This window comes from Pauljensenia sp. 20925_1_25, from assembly GCF_041433955.1.
Classification (GTDB): Bacteria; Actinomycetota; Actinomycetes; order Actinomycetales; family Actinomycetaceae; genus Pauljensenia.
The window spans coordinates 52,065-67,791 of the sequence record NZ_JAPWCL010000004.1 but is presented as its reverse complement, the minus strand read 5'-3'; the positions used below and the strand labels follow the sequence as shown (position 1 = coordinate 67,791).

Genomic DNA, 15,727 nt, shown 5'->3' with positions numbered 1-15,727 from the left:
CAACATACCTTACAAAAGGCTTGTGACAAACTTTGTTTCACATTGGGAAACGATTGAAGAATATTTTACTAATAAACCGGACCCGGGCCTCGGAACGCTTACAAAACAACGTTCCGAGGCCCGGGCCAATTCTTCGTCAGACGCCGACGCTCAGGTCACCTGATCCACGCGCCCGACTCGTCAAAGACGTAGGTGCGTCCGTTGATCGTGTGCGTGCCGGTGAGCATCGCGCCGGAGTAGGACAGGTAGTACCAGGAGTCGCCCACCTTCACCCAGCCGGTAGCCATCGCCCCGGAGGCCTTCAGGTAGTACCAGGAACCATCCACCTGCACCCAGCCGATAGCCATGACGCCGTTGGCGTGCAGGTAGTACCAGGAACCACGATCGAGCAGCCAGCCGGTGCGCATGACCTTGGTGTCGGGATCCATGTAGTACCAGGAGCCGCCGTCGCTGACCCAGCCGCCCACCAGAGCACCCTCGGAATCCGCGTAGACCCACTCGCCGGAGGGACGCTGGAGGAAACCGGTGGACATGTAGCCGTTGGGACCGAACAGGTAGTCGGAGCCGTTGATCGTGAACCAGCCGCCCTTGAGGTAGTCCGTGCCGCTCGCACAGGCGTACCACCAGCCAGTGGAGTCGTGGGCCCAATGTCCGCCCGTGGGACTCACGCACGGAGCGATCGGACCCTCGTTGTCGGAAGGCAGGTCAATCGTGACGGCCTCGGAGTGGTTGAGGCCGTAGTCCCACGCCATGACATAGGGGTGAGCGACGATGTCGCCCGTGCCACCCTGCGCAGTCCACCCGTCCTCAAGCTCACCCAGGCCGAGGCTCAGGCTGTAGTGGTACCTACCATTGTTGAACCACTGATTGGAACTGTTATCAATGACATCACGGTAGAACCACAGGCCACTGCCGGGATCGTGGACAGTAAAGCCCGCAATGGGGGACTCGTCGCTGATCTGCAGGTCGAGGGTAGGACCGACGACATCCCCGAGGTCCACGTTCACGCTTTCCAGAACCGGAGCCTTCGTGTCGACGCGGAAGTCGTAGGAGATGGATTGCTCGGCGGAAGAAGGGCCATCGTTGCTGGCGGCAATCGTCAGCTTGTACGTGCCATCGGGCAGGTTCTTGAACTCGTCGGACGTCAGGTCCAGTCCCCTGGACGCATGGCCTTGCTCCACCGCAGTCATGACCCCATTCGAGTCCAGGGCGGACTTCCAGTTCTGGTGAGACGTGTACGAGGCGACGACCTCGCCAGCAGCGTTCGTGAAGGTTGTCGTCATCGTGTGAACGGAACGCAAGGTTCCCGTTCGAGGGAACACGGCATGGGGCGCATACACAGAATCGGCGCGGGAGATCACGTAATTCCCGGCGTTGGGGCGACCCTCACGCTTTGTCACATCGTCGAGGGGGTTGTAGCCCAGCGAACTGCCGTTCGCCCCGTCGTAGATGCCCGAGGCCAGAATGTGCCCATCGCCCTCAGAGGCGAGCTGGTCAAAGATCGCGGGCTTACCCCAGTCGCCGTAGAAGCCCACGTAGGGGACGGTCAGGTCGGGCTGACCCTGCGTGCGCGACGTGAAGCGCACGAAGCCGTCCAGGAAGGTACCCGACGGCGCATTGTCTGTCACGTACTGGGCGAACGCGGATCCGGGGGTGACGTCGATGCCGACGGTGGCCTCGCCCTTCGCGGGCACAGTGACGGTCGCGCCCTCGCCGGTGGCCGAGGCAGCGCCGGAGTAGGCGATCTCCACGCCCTTGCCACGCCAATCGGAGGAGCGCTCACTGAAGAAGCCGTCCGTCACGATGTCGGAAAGCGCCTGGGAGTTCATCTCATAGGTCGCCGAGGCGTCGGAGAGGTTGTGCAGGACGACGTCGAAGTGCCAGCCCTTCGTGCCATCCCCCAGGTCGGCCTTGGGTCGGGATTGTTCGGGGGCACCCTTCACGGTCGGGTACACGGACGAGGTCGTAGCAGCCAGAACGTTCACCAGGCCGGATCCCTGCTTACGCGGAGAGTAGTAGGCACCGGTGTCCTGGAGCGGATCGACGACGGGGGTGGCTGTGCCCATGATGAGGTTCTGGACGACGTCCACCTTCTCGCGATCACTCATCGAGGCGAAGAGCGGATCGTTCTGAACACGTTCAAGCACGACGGCGCTCACGCCGACGATCTGAGGCGTCGCCATGGACGTGCCGGACATGAACCCGTATGCGCCGTCAGGCACCGAGGAATAGATGTTGCCGCCGGGGGCAGTCACTTCGGGCTTGAGCCGCAGATCAGGGGTGACGCCCCACGAACTGAAGCCGGACATTGAGTGCTTGGCGCTGGGCGTGATCGTCATGCCCTCAACGAGGGTCAGGTGATGGTCGGCGGCGGCCAGCATGGCCTGACCATCGGCCTGCGACATGAAACCGGCGGGCACACTCAGCGTCGACAGGCTCATGACCATGAGCGCGTCGCCCGGGACGTTGTTGTAGACGAGGACGCCAGCGGGCTTGAGGTCTGCAAGGTTCGACACCTTAGCGTCGAAGGTCAGCTTACCGCGCGACACGAGCACAAACTTACCGGCCAGTCCGTCCGGGTACTTCTCCTTGAGAGCTTTCACGTCGTCTTCGGAGGCGATTCCACCGTCAACGTACTCGTAGTCGCCAGCGGGCAGCTCGGCGATGTCAGCGATCTTGTCGCCGTTCTCCGCGCGCGCACGCTGGTAGGCGATGTCTCGTCCGGCCGCCTTGAAGCCGTTGGCCTGAAGCACGTTATCGAGGGAGGCAACGGCAACCACGGGGGCGTAGGAAGCGGGTTCGTCCAGGGTCGAGGAGTCGGGGTCGGAGGCGTAGGCCAGGTTCTTACCCGAGTTGTTGCCGTAGCCTGCGGAGAATTCGTTACCGGCGGCCGCGTCGACTGCGACCCCCTTCTCCTGCAGCGTCTCGAAGATTCCCGCGTAGACGCTGTCGGCGGCGTTGTCCATGCCGGCCGTCTGGCCGAGCGAAAGATTCACGACATCGGGGCGCAGGACCGCCATGTCATCCAGGGCGGACAGCAGCGCGGAGTCCGGGATACCGCCGCGGTCACGCTCAACCTTCGCGACGATGATCTGCGCGTCGGGGGCCACGCCCATAATCTCACCTGCGTTACCCGCGGCGATACCAGCGACGTGCGTGCCGTGGGAACCCGCCGGGGACGCGTCGGCGTCATCGTCCGCGTAATCGTAGGCGAAGGGGAACTTCTCGGAGACGTAGGTGCCCGTCTTGCCCGCACCCAGCTGGGCGGCCAGGGAGGCCACCTTTCCCGCATCCAGGGCGGGAGTCCCGGACAGGGCACCGGCGAAGGCCGGGTGGGTCATGTCCACGCCCGTGTCGATGACGGCAATGACCTTGCCCGCGCCCTTCTGGGACACCTGGTCGGCGTGCATGATGAGCTGGGCACTCAGGTTGTCGGGATTCTGGCCCGCCAGGCGCGCGGCCATGAAACCGCCCTCGGCGTCGGGCGTCACGTTATCGGCGACCTGAATCTCACGCTCGAGGAACGCGGCCTTCACGCCGTTCACGCTGCGGATCGCGTCAAGCGACCCGGCGGGGGCCTTCAGCGCGAATCCGCTAAAGGCATTGGTGTACTCGCGGCTCACCTCGGCGGAGGCACCCGGGTCAACCCCAGCCACGGCCTCGTTCATGGCGGCGAGGGCGGCAGCGCGGTCGGTGCCGCTCGCCAGCTCGACGATGATGCCAACGACGCGCGTGGAGTCCTCAGCAGCAGAGGCCTGGGTCGGCGCAGCGGCCGGGGTCTGTCCGTTCTTCGAGGTCAGCGCGGTGTCGACGTCGCCGACCGGAATGATCGGTTCGGTCGTGGACGGCGCGGGCTGCGGGGTGACGGGGGCGGGCGGTGCCGCAAGGGCAGCCGGAGCCGCGACCGCGAGTGCGCACGCCCCAGCGAGGGCAAGCAACACCACTGGTTTCTTCGGTGTCATAGTCGTAAAACTCCCATGTGTTGATGACAGACCGCACGGGCGCAGTACAAAGTCCGACCCATCGGTCATTACTTCGTAGGGTACACGACACAACACGCGAGTTTGACACCGTTTCACGAACGACATCGTTCCCGTCCATAAACGAGGCCTGGGCCCGGGAACGCTGTCGCACTAGCGTTCCCGGGCCCAGGCGGTATGTTTCACGAAGAAGACGTCAGATCACTTGATCCACTCGCCAGATTCGCTGAACTCGTAGGAGTTTCCATCGATCGTGCGGGTACCGCTGTACATCGCACCGTCGGAACCCAGGTAGTACCAGTGGCCACCGATCTTGACCCAGCCGGTCTGCATGGCACCGTTGTTGCCCAGGTAGTACCAGGAACCCCTACCGCGCACCCAGCCGGAGCGCATGTAGCCGTTGCCGTCAAAGTAGTAGTAGCGACCGTCGATGAGGTACCAGCCGTTACGCAGGTACGCACCGTTGTTGCACTGCCACGCCCAGCGGTAGCCGTCGGTCACCCAGCGGCCACCCATGGAGGGGCTACACACGTTGCCGCCGATGCCGCCACCGTTGTCGCCGCCGCCGTTACCGGGCTGATCGCCGGTGTTGCCACCGTCGTTGCCGCCGCCGTTACCGGGCTGGTCCCCGGTGTTGCCACCGTTGTCGCCGCCGCCGTTACCGGGCTGGTCCCCGGTGTTGCCACCGTCGTTGCCGCCGCCGTTACCGGTAGCCGCCCCGATCGTGGTGGCCTTGGAGTGGTTGAGGCCGTAGTCCCACGCGAGCACGTAGGGCTTGCTGGAGCTGCCGCCGCTCACCCTGCTCATGTCGACGGTAGCCGTGTAGTGGTAACGACCGTTCGAGTAGGTCTGGTCAGCGTCGTTACGGATGACGTCGCTGTAGATGTACTGGCCGCTGTTCGGGTCGTTCACCGTGAAGCCAGCCAGCGGCGACTCGTCGCTGATCTCCACGTTGAGGGTGGAACCCCCGTTGCTCAGCGTGGCACGCTCGACGACGGGCGCCTTGGTGTCAACGCGGAAGTTGTAGGTCAGGGACTGCTTCGTCGGCGAGGGGCCGTCGTTGGAGGCGGAGATCGTCAGCGTGTACTTGCCGTCGGGCAGCCTCGAGTACTTGTAGTCGTTGAGGTTGATCGAACGCGACTCGTGGTTTTCCTCAACCCAGGTCATCCGCCGCTCGTCGGAGTTATACACCGACTTCCAGTTCTGCGTGGAGGTGAAGGAAGCGACGCTCTTGCCGACCTCGTTCGCGTAGGTCGTGGTCATCGTGTGGACGGACCGCAGCGTGCCCGTGCGAGGAGTGATAGCCGTGGGCGCGCCCGAGGCCGTGGAACGGGAAATCACGTAGCGGTCGGCGTTGGGACGACCCTCGCGCTCGCTGCCCTTGACGAGGGGGTTGTAGCCGAGGAGGCTGCCGTTCTGGCCGTTGTAGATGGCCGAGGAAGCAGCGTGGCCGTCACCCTCGGAGAGCATCTGATCGAAGATCGAAGGCGTGCCCCAGGATCCGTAGAAGCCCAGGTAGGGCACGGTCATGTCGGACTGGCCATTCGTGCGAGCCGTGAAGCGCACGAAGCCGTCCAGGAAGGTGCCCGAGGGGGCGTTCGCGCTCACCCACTGGGCGAACTGGCTGCCGGGGGTGACGTCGATACCAACGGTGGCCTCGCCCTTGGCGGGGACGGTCACGCTGTTGTTGGAGAAGGAGACGCTGACACCCTTGCCGTTCCAGTCGGTGGAGCTGCCGGTGAAGAGGCCGCCCGAGATGTTTTCAGACAGGGCCTGAGCGGAGAGATCGTAGGTCGCCGCCGTGCCGGACATGTTGTGCAGGGTGACGTCGAAGTGCCAGCCCTTGGTGCCGTCCCCCAGTTCCGCCTTGGGGCGGGAGGCGTCGGTTGCGCCGTTGACGGTCGGGTACACGGACGAGGTCGTTGCCGCCTGAACGTTCACGAGGCCTGCGCCCTGCTTACGCGGGGAGTAGTAGGCACCGGAGCTGGCGTTCGGATCGGCGACGGGGACAGCGGTGCCCATGATGAGGTTCTGGACGACGTCGGCCTTCTGGCGCGCGCTCATCGAGGAGAAGAGCGGGTCGTTCTGAACGCGTTCAAGCACGACGGCGCTGACGCCGGTGATCTGCGGGGTCGCCATGGACGTGCCGGACATGTACTGGTAGCCGCCGCCGGGCACGGAGGAATAGATGTTACCGCCGGGGGCGGTCACCTCAGGCTTGAGGCGCATGTCAGGAGACACGCCCCACGAGCTGAAGTCAGACATCTTGTAGGCACCGCGACCGTTCCGCGCGTTTTCGATGGAGGCCACCGACACGACGGGCGCGAAGGTGGAGGGTTCACCCAGGGTCGAGGAGTCCGGGTCGGAGGCGTAGGGCAGGTTCTTGCCCGACTTGTTGCCGTAAGCAGCCGAGTATTCGTTGCCGGCGGCCACGTCGACGATAGTACCGTTGTTCTGCAGCTTCTCGTACACGCCCGCGAACAGGGTGTCGGCCGCACTGTCCATGCCAGCCGTGCGACCGAGGGACAGGTTCACGACGTCAGGCTTAATGACCGCCATGTCGTCCAGGGCGGCGAGCAGCGCAGAGTCGGGGATGCCGCCGCGGCTGCGCGCGACCTTGCCGACGATGATCTGAGCATCGGGGGCAATACCCGTGATCTGACTACCGTTAGCTGCGGTGATGCCGGCAACGTGCGTGCCGTGAGAACCAGCCGGTGATGCGTCGTTGTCACCGTCCGCATAGTCGTAGGCGAAGGGGAACTTCTGGTTGACGTAGGTGCCGCTCTTGCCCACCTGTCGTGCCAGAGATGCGCCCTTGGAACTGTCGATCGCGGGAGTTCCGTGCAGGCCTCCCGAGAACGCGGGGTGGCTCATGTCCACGCCCGTGTCGATGATGGCGACGACCTTGCCAGCGCCGGTCTGGGAGATCTTGTCGGCCTTCATCATGACCTGGGCGGACAGGACGTCGCCGTGCTGCGCGGCGCGCATGGCTGCCATGGGGTTGCTCTCGGCGTCGGCGGCACTGCCGGAGTCGGCCGAGGCGTCGGCACCGCCGGTGCCCTCCGCGTCGGCGGGAGTGTCATCGCCATCGTCGCTGACTTGGGTCTCATGATCGAGGAAGGCGCTCTGGACACCGCTCACGCCGCGAATCGCATCCATCGAGCCGATGGGGGCGCTCAGCGCGAAGCCCGTAAAGGCGTTGGTGTACTCGCGCGATACCTCGGCGGAGGCGTCCGGGTAGGCCGCAGCTACGGCCGAGTTGATAGATGCGAGGGCGGCGGCGGTGTCGGTGCCGTCCTCGAGCTGGACGATCATATCGACGACGGTCGAAGAGTCTTCTTCGGTCGTGGCCGGGGCCCCCTCGTCGAGAAGGGACTCGCCATCGGCGGAGGTCAGCGCGTTGTCGACGTCACCCACAGGGAGCTCGGGAGCGGGTTCGCTCGCCGCAGCCTCGTCGGCAGCCGACTGCGCGGACTGTGCAGCGTCAGCGTCAGAGCCGGCCTGGTGGAGGAGCGACCCCGGCATGGCCAGGGACGTGGGTAGCGCGATGGCAACCGCGCACGCGCCGGCGATAGCGAAAAGCTTCACCGGTTTCTTCGGTGTCATGTGTCTAACTCCAATGATGTGTCGGGCGACCCAGTCGGGCCTAGAACAAACTCTGACCTAATGGTCACTGAACATCAGCGTACAACACTTATCGCGGAATCCAGAAGCCCTTTGACAAAATTCCCAAGACTTTTTCAACAATGAAGCCGGGTTCGACTACCTCACGCAAGATACTATCAAACCCAGGATTTGCAGGATTTTCTCCCCTGAGACTACCTCACTAAGACACCCGAAAGGTCAAAGGTGCAGGCCTGTCCATTATCATTTGCACATCGGTCAGCATCGTCCTGTCAGACTCTCAAGCCCGTGCTATATGGAGGGTTGTTGAGCTCGCTTTCTTTCGTCTTATTACATATTGGTGCCTGCTTGTTATGGCGCGATTTCACCATGAGCGAGGGGGCGGCTTGCATTGTCAAGCCAGTCAACTGTTTCACAGGCGACACGGCACCCGTCCATCAACGAGGCCTGGGCCCGGAAACGCCGTCATGTCAGCGTTTCCGGGCCCAGGCCGTGAGTCGTCAACGGTTGTCAGATCACTTGACCAGTGCACCCGAGTTATCGAAGGTGTAGGTCTTTCCGTCGATGTTGCGCGTGCCCGTGCACATCGAGCCACCGTTGCTGGGATCCAGGTAGTACCAGGTGTCTCCCTGGTTCAGCCAACCGGTCTGCGCGTTCCCGTCAGGTCCGACGAAATAGTCCTTGCCGCCGATGTTAGACCACTGGTTGCGAGGGAGGCTCTTCCCGCTCACGCACTTCTGCCACCAGCCGACCGGATCGCTCAGCCAGTATCCGTTCAGGAAGTCGCAGTAACCGGAGTTGCCACCGTTGCCCGGGTTACCACCGGGCTGGCCGCCGCCATTATCCCAGCCGCCGCCGGGCTGGCCGCCGCCGTTATCCCAGCCGTCACCGGGCTGGCCGCCACCGTTACCGGGCTGGCCGCCACCGTTGCCCCAGTCATCACCGGGCTGGCCGCCACCGTTACCCCAGTCATCACCGGGCTGACCGCCACCGTTACCGGGCTGATCGTCGCCCCAGTCATCACCGGGCTGACCGCCACCGTTACCGGGCTGATCGTCGCCCCAGTCATCACCGGGCTGACCGCCACCGTTACCGGGCTGATCGTCGCCGACACCGGGCTGGCCGCCACCGTTACCGGGCTGACCGCCACCGTTACCGGGCTTGCCGCCGTTCATCGTGACGGGCTCGGAGTGGTTGAGTCCGTAGTCCCACGCGACAACGTAGGGATTGTTGCTGGCGCCACCCTGAACCTGGTTCAGGTCGATGCTGGTCTTGTAGTGGTACCGACCGTTCTCGTAGGTCTGGCTGTTCTCGTCACGAGCAACCTCGAGGTGGATGTAGCGACCGCTATTCGGATCGTTCAGCGTGAAGCCGGCCAGGGGCGACTCATCGCTGAGCTCCACCGAAAGGGTGGAACCATTCACCTTGGCGCTGTCCACAACGGGAGCCTTGGTGTCGATACGGAAGTTGTACGTAATGGACTGTTCAGTAGACGAGGGGCCGTCGTTGTTGGCGGCAATCGTCAGCTTGTAGTTGCCGTCGGGAAGGCTTGCGTACTTGCCTTCCTTCAGGTCGATGGACCGAGGCTCCTGCCCCTCTTCAACCCAGCTCATCCGTTCTTCTTCAGGATCGATGGTCGACTTGAAGTTCTGGAAGGAGGTGAAGGAGGCAACGCTCTTGCCCGCCTCATTCGTGTACGTGGTGGTCATCTTGTGAACGCTGCGCAGCGTGCCCGTGCGAGGGCTGATCGCTGTGGGTGCACCCGAGACCGTGGAACGGGAGACCACGTAGCGCTCAGCGTTAGGACGACCCTGGCGTTCCCGCCCCTTGAGGAGGGGGTTGTAGCCGAGGAGGCCGCCCCGGTCACCGTTGTAGATGCCCGAGGAAGCAGCGTGGGCGTCACCCTCGGAAACGAGCGCATCGAAGATCGCCGGCTTGGCCCAGGATCCGTAGAAGCCCAGGAAAGGAACGCCCAGGTCGGGCTGACCGTTCGTACGCGAGGTGAAGCGCACGAAACCGTCCAGGAAGGTGCCCGCAGGAGCGTTGGCGGAGACGTACTGAGCAAACTCGTTGCCGGGCTTGATATCAATGCCGACCGTGGTTTCACCCTTGGCAGGAACCGTCACGCTCGAGCCAGAGAAGGAAACGCTGACGCCCTTGCCGTTCCAGTCAGTGGAGTGACCGGTGAAGAAACCGCCCTCAATGTTCTCGGACAGAGCCTGGGAAGAGAGCTCGTACGTAGCAGGCGTGTCGGACACGTTGTGCAAGGTGACGTCGAAGTGCCAGCCGTTGGTGCCGTCCCCCAGTTCCGCCTTGGGGCGGGAAGAGTCGGCAGCACCGTTCACGGTCGGGTACACGGACGAGGTCGTGGCACCCTCAAGGTTCGCCAGGCCTGCACCCTGCTTACGCGGGGAGTAGTAGGCACCGCCACCCTGTCCGGGATCCACAACCGGGACCGCAGTTCCCATGATCAGGTTCTGGACAACATCCACCTTCTGACGATCATTCAGCGACGAGAAGAGCGGGTCGTTCTGAACGCGCTCAAGCACGACGGCGCTGGCACCGGTCATCTGGGGCGTTGCCATGGACGTACCGGACATCATCTGGTAGCCGCCGCCGGGCACGGAGGAGTAGATGTTGCCGCCGGGGGCGGTCACCTCAGGCTTGAGGCGCATGTCAGGAGACACGCCCCACGAGCTGAAATCGGACATCTTGTAGTTGCCGTTTGCCCCGTTCCTCGCGTTCTCAATGGACGCGACCGTGACCACAGGAGCGAAGGAGCCAGGCTCACCCAGGGTCGAGGAATCCGGGTCAGAGGCGTAGGGCAGGTTCTTGCCCGACTTGTTGCCGTAGCCGGCCTGGAACTCGTTGCCGCCAGCAACGTCGAGAGTGATGCCCTTCTCCTGCAGCTTCTCGTACACGCCCGCGAACAGGGTGTCGGCATCGCTGTCCATGCCGGCCGTGCGGCCGAGGGACATGTTCACGGCGTCAGGATGCAGAGTAGCCATGTCATCCAGGGCTGCGAGCAGCGCGGAGTCGGGGATGCCGCCACCGCGGCTGCGCGCAACCTTCGCAACGATGATCTGAGCATCGGGGGCGATACCCATGATTTGATCACCATTGGCTGCGGTGATACCGGCGACGTGCGTGCCGTGGGCACCCGCCGGGGAGGCATCGTTGTCACCGTCCGCGTAGTCGTAGGCGAAGGGGAACTTCTCGGACACGTAGGTGCCGCTCTTGCCCACCTGCTGTGCCAGAGATGCGCCCTTGGAACTGTCGATCGCGGGAGTTCCGTGCAGGGCTCCCGAGAATGCGGGGTGGTTCATTTCCACGCCCGTGTCGATGATGGCGACGACCTTGCCTTCGCCCTTCTGAGTAACCTTGTCAGCGTGCATCATGATCTGCGCGCTCAGGTTATCGGGGTGCTGCGAACGTGACGCAGTCGTTGCGGAACCGCTGCCCGCGTCGTCAGAGTCGCCGTTTGCATCGTCGCTGACTTGGGTCTCGCGATCAAGGAAGGCGCTCTGGACACCGCTCACGCCGCGGATCGCATCCATCGAGCCGATGGGGGCGCTCAGCGCGAAGCCCGTAAATGTGTTGCTGTACTCGCGTTTCACCTCGGCGGAGGCGTCCGGGTAGGCCGCAGCCACGGCCGAGTTGATAGAGGCGAGGGCGGCGGCGGTGTCGGTGCCGTCCTTCAGCTGGACGATCATATCCACGACGCGCGAGGATCCGTCATCGGTGGAGGCCTGAGTTTCCCCATCAACCACCTGCTCGCCCTCCTCTGAGGTCAACGCATTTTCAGCGTTACCCACGGGCAGTTCAGGCTCGGGCTCAGGCTGCGCGACCACTCCGGCTGCGGATTGCGCAGCCTCGGGGTCAGAATCGGCCTCGGGCCCAAAAGACCCGGGCAGCGCAAGAGACGTCGGCAGCGCGACTGCAACCGCGCATGCGCCGGCGATTGCGATGAGTTTCGCCGGTTTCTTCAGTGTCATATGTCTAACTCCAATGTTGGCGTCTGGGGACCTTACAGACCTACCTAAAGTCTGACCTGTTGGTCACCCGGAACTAGAGTACAACACTTATCGCAGAATCTGGAAGTCTTTTTTCAAATTCCCGACACTTTTTCAACGACGAAGCCTGGGTTCGGTGACGTTCTCACGAAGCACCATCGAACCCAGGCTTTGCGCGGTTTTCTCCCCTCAGATCACCCGACTAACGCGCCCGAAGGGTCGAAAGTATAGGTGCGTTCATTGATCTTTTGCACACCGGTCAGCATCACCCCATCGGACCCCAGATAGTACCAGGTGCCCCCCTGGTTGAACCATCCGGTGCGCATCGCTCCAGTTGAGTCCAGGTAGTACCAGGAGCTGCCGTACGTGATCCATCCAGTGTGCATGTTGCCGGACGCTCCCAGATAGTACCAGGAACCGCGCTCGAACAACCATCCGGTGCGCATGACCTTCGTGGCTGGGTCGAGGTAATACCAATAGGGTCCTCCATACACTCCATCGCGGACCCAGCCGCCCACCAGAGCGCCCTCGGGGTCCGCGTAGACCCACTCTCCGCTCACACGCTTGAGGAACCCGGTCATCATGTAGCCGGACGGACCGAATTGGTACTCCGAGCCATTGATGGTGAACCAACCCGCCTTCAGGTAAGTCACACCGTCCGCGCAGCGGTACCACCAGCCGACGGAATCCTTCACCCAGGAACCACCCGCAGGGTCGGCGCAGGGAAGCCGGACGTCCGGATTGTTATTGGTAGGCAGGTCCAGGGTCACGGGATCGGAGGGGTTCAGGCCGTAGTCCCATGCAAGCACGTAGGGGTGCGCGACAACTCCCCCGGTTCCGCCCTGATTCTCCCACGCCTGCATGATCGTCATGATGGGCAGCTCCACGTGGTAGCTGTAGACCCCATCCTCGCCGACGCTGCCCTCGCTGGGGGTGAAAATGTGGCGGTAGAACCACAGGCCGTCGGCAGGATCGTGCAGGTCGACGCCAGCCAGGGGCGAGGCATCGGTGACGTCGAAGGAAATGACCATGTCTGGCCCCTCGCCCCCGTACGTCAGGTTGGAGATGACGGGCGCGGTCGCGTCGAGGCGGAACTTGTAGGAGATCGACTGCTCTGCGCTTGACGGCCCGTCGTTGCTCGCCTCAATCGTCAGCGTGTACTCACCGTCGGGCAGGTCCTTGTAGGCCTCAGAGCGTGCGTCCAGCGCAGTGGGCTCGTGGTAGGACTCGACCCACGTGTTCTCTTCGGTGCTCGTCAGATACACGGACTTCCAGTTCCGATGGTTCGTGACGGAGGCGATTTTCTCCCCGGCCTCGTTCGTGTAGGTGCTGGTGAGCGTGTGGACGCTGCGCAGCGTGCCCGTGCGGGGTTCGAGGATCGTGGGCGCACCCGGAGCCCCGGAGCGCGAGATGACGTAGCGGTCGGCGTTGGGCCGACCCTCGCGTGCACCCACCTTGATCAGGGGGTTGTAGCCGAGCTGATTGCCGGTCGCGCCGTTCACGATCTGTGAGGCGAATGTGTGTGCCCCGCCGTCGGAGGCGAGTGCGTCGAAGATGGCCGGCTTGCCCCAGTCGCCGTAGAAGCCGAGGTAGGGCACGGTCAGGCTGGGCTGGGTCTCGGTGCGCGAGGTAAAACGGATGAAGCCATCGAGGAAGGTCCCCGAGGGGGCGTTGTCAGTGACATACTGGGCAAACTCGGACCCGGGCGCGATGTCAACGCCAATGGTGGCTTCGCCCTTCGCGGGGACAGTGACGGCCGCCCCCTCCCCCGCTCCCGACGCCGCGCCGCTGTACGACACAGCCACGCCACGGCCTCGCCAATCCGAGGAGTGCTCCGTGAAGAAGCCGCCGTCGACGATCTCGGAGAGCACCTGGGAGGAGACCTCGTAGGTCACTTCCGCGTCAGACAGGTTGTGCAGGACGACATCGAAGTGCCAGCCCGTCGTGCCATCCCCCAGGTCGGCCTTGGGCCGGGAGACCTCGGAGGCACCCTTCACGGTCGGGTACACAGACGAGGTCGTAGCCGCCAAAGCGTCAACCAGGCCAGCACCCTGCTTACGCGGAGAATACAGCGCCCCACTGCCCTGGGACGCGTCGGTCAAGGGACGGGCGGTACCCATAACGAGATCCTGAACAACATCCACCTTCTCACGCGCACTCATCGACGCAAACAGAGGATCAGACTGAACACGCTGCAAGACAATCGCACTAATACCCGACATCTGCGGGGTCGCCATCGAAGTGCCCGACGTCTGCTCGTACGCACCGTTCGGTATCGCGGAGAAAACGTTGCCACCGGGCGCAGCGATTTCAGGCTTGAGGCGCAGATCCGGGGAAACGCCCCACGAGGAGAACTCCGAGGCCTCGTAGACGGAGGACTGCGGCAAGACCTGCCCCTCAGCCATCGTCAGGTGATGGTCAGCGGCCTCGAGCATGGCCTGGCCATCCGCCTGCGAGATAAACGCGGCGGGCACGTCCTGGGTCGTCAGGTTCATGATGATGAGGGAGCCGACCGAGACGTTGTTGTAGACGAGGACGCCCGCGGGGTGCAGGTCGTACAGGTTCTCGACCTTCTTCTGGTAGGTCATGTTGCCGCGCGAGACAAGCGCAATCTTGCCGGCGAGGCCATCCGGATACTTGTCCTTGAGGGCGGCCACGTCCTCCTCGGAGGCGAATCCCGCATCCACATACTCGTAGGTGCCGGCGGGCAGGTCGGAGAAGTAGGCGACCTTCTCGCCATTCATGCCGCGCGAACGCTGGTAGCCAATATCCTTCCCGGCTGCCGTGAAGGCATTGCGGATGAGCGCGTTCTCGACGGAGGCGACGGCGACCACCGAGGAGTAGGTCGCAGGCTCATCAATGACCGAGGAGTCTGGATCCGAGGCATAGGGCAGGCCCTTACCAGACATGTTGCCGTACCCGGTCGAAAAAGCGTTGCCCGCAGCCGCGTTGACGGTGATCCCCGCCTCCTGCAGCTTCTTGTAGACGGTCGCATAGACCGTGTCCGCCTCGTTATCCATGCCAGCCGTCCAGCCCAGCGACAGGTTAATGACGTCCGGATGCAGGACCAGCATATCGTCGAGTGCGGCCAGCAGAGCGGAATCCAGCAGCGCATCATCCTCGGAGCGCGTCACCTTTCCGACGATGATCTGAGCGTCCGGGGCGGTGCCGACAATCTTGTCGGCGTTACCCGCCGCGATACCCGCGACGTGCGTCCCATGGAAGCCCGACCCTCCCTCGCGCGGCGAGGCATCGTTGTCACCATCCGCGTAGTCGTAGGCGAAGGGGAACTTCTCATTCACATAGACGCCGGTCTTCCCCTCCCCCAACTGGGCCTTGAGTTCATCCACCCTATCCTCCGACAGGGCGGGCGTGGCCGTGAGCGCGGGCGTGAACGCCTGGTGCGCCATGTCGACACCCGTGTCGATGATGGCGACGACCTTCCCCTCGCCCTTCTGAGTCACCTGGTCGGTGCGCATCATGAGCTGGGCACTCAGGTTCGCAGGGTCCTGCCCCTCGATCTGCGAAGCCCTGGTGCCACCCTCCGCGTCGACGGCGGCCGCATCGCTGACGTGCCCCTCGCGCTCCAGGAAGGCCGCCTTGACCCCCGCCACACTGCGGATCTCCTCCAGGCTGCCGGCGGGGGCGCTCAGCGCGAAGCCATCCAGGACGTTGGCGTACTCCCGCTCCACCCGGACCTGCACTCCTGGAAACGACGCGGCCACGGCCTCGTTCACGGACGCAAGAGCAGCGCTACGATCAATTCCTTCCTCGAGTTGCACGATGACGCCGACAAGTCGCGCCGGGTCCCGGTCGACGACTTCGGCAACCTCGGGTGCCTGCCCATCCTTCGAGGTCAGCGCCGTATCAAGGTCGCCGACCGGCAGGGACGAGGCCGGGGCATCCTCCGCAGGCACCGGACCCACGCGCAGTGGTGAAGCCACGGACGCCGGACCCGTGAACGCAAGCGCGCACGCACCGACAAAAGCCAGGAGGACAGCTGGTTTCTTCATTGACATAAGCCTTCTCCAATTAGTGTCACAGACGACCACTGCCAGCGTGGGCGCTCCCACGTCGCAGCCGCCTAGCACAACGCTACCGGAAAAGACA

4 protein-coding genes are annotated in these 15,727 nt (G+C 63.8%); all 4 read right to left on the bottom strand.

The genetic code is table 11. The features are described 5' to 3' along the window. Positions 1 to 155: 155 nt before the first annotated feature. Complete coding sequence (locus tag O3932_RS03075; RefSeq protein WP_371536172.1) at positions 156 to 3,962, bottom strand: S8 family serine peptidase; 3,807 nt, start codon at positions 3,960 to 3,962, stop codon at positions 156 to 158. 219 nt (positions 3,963 to 4,181) lie between these two features. After that, the gene (locus O3932_RS03070) at positions 4,182 to 7,586 is read right to left on the bottom strand and encodes a S8 family serine peptidase (RefSeq protein WP_371536169.1); all 3,405 of its coding nucleotides are present in this window, start codon (positions 7,584 to 7,586) and stop codon (positions 4,182 to 4,184) included. 533 nt (positions 7,587 to 8,119) lie between these two features. Further along, the gene (locus tag O3932_RS03065; RefSeq protein WP_371536167.1) at positions 8,120 to 11,599 is read right to left on the bottom strand and encodes a S8 family serine peptidase; all 3,480 of its coding nucleotides are present in this window, start codon (positions 11,597 to 11,599) and stop codon (positions 8,120 to 8,122) included. 212 nt (positions 11,600 to 11,811) lie between these two features. Continuing rightward, positions 11,812 to 15,636 carry a S8 family serine peptidase gene (locus O3932_RS03060; protein ID WP_371536165.1) on the bottom strand — a complete coding sequence of 1,275 codons (3,825 nt, stop codon included), beginning with the start codon at positions 15,634 to 15,636 and terminating at the stop codon, positions 11,812 to 11,814. Between the last annotated feature and the right edge of the window lie 91 nt (positions 15,637 to 15,727).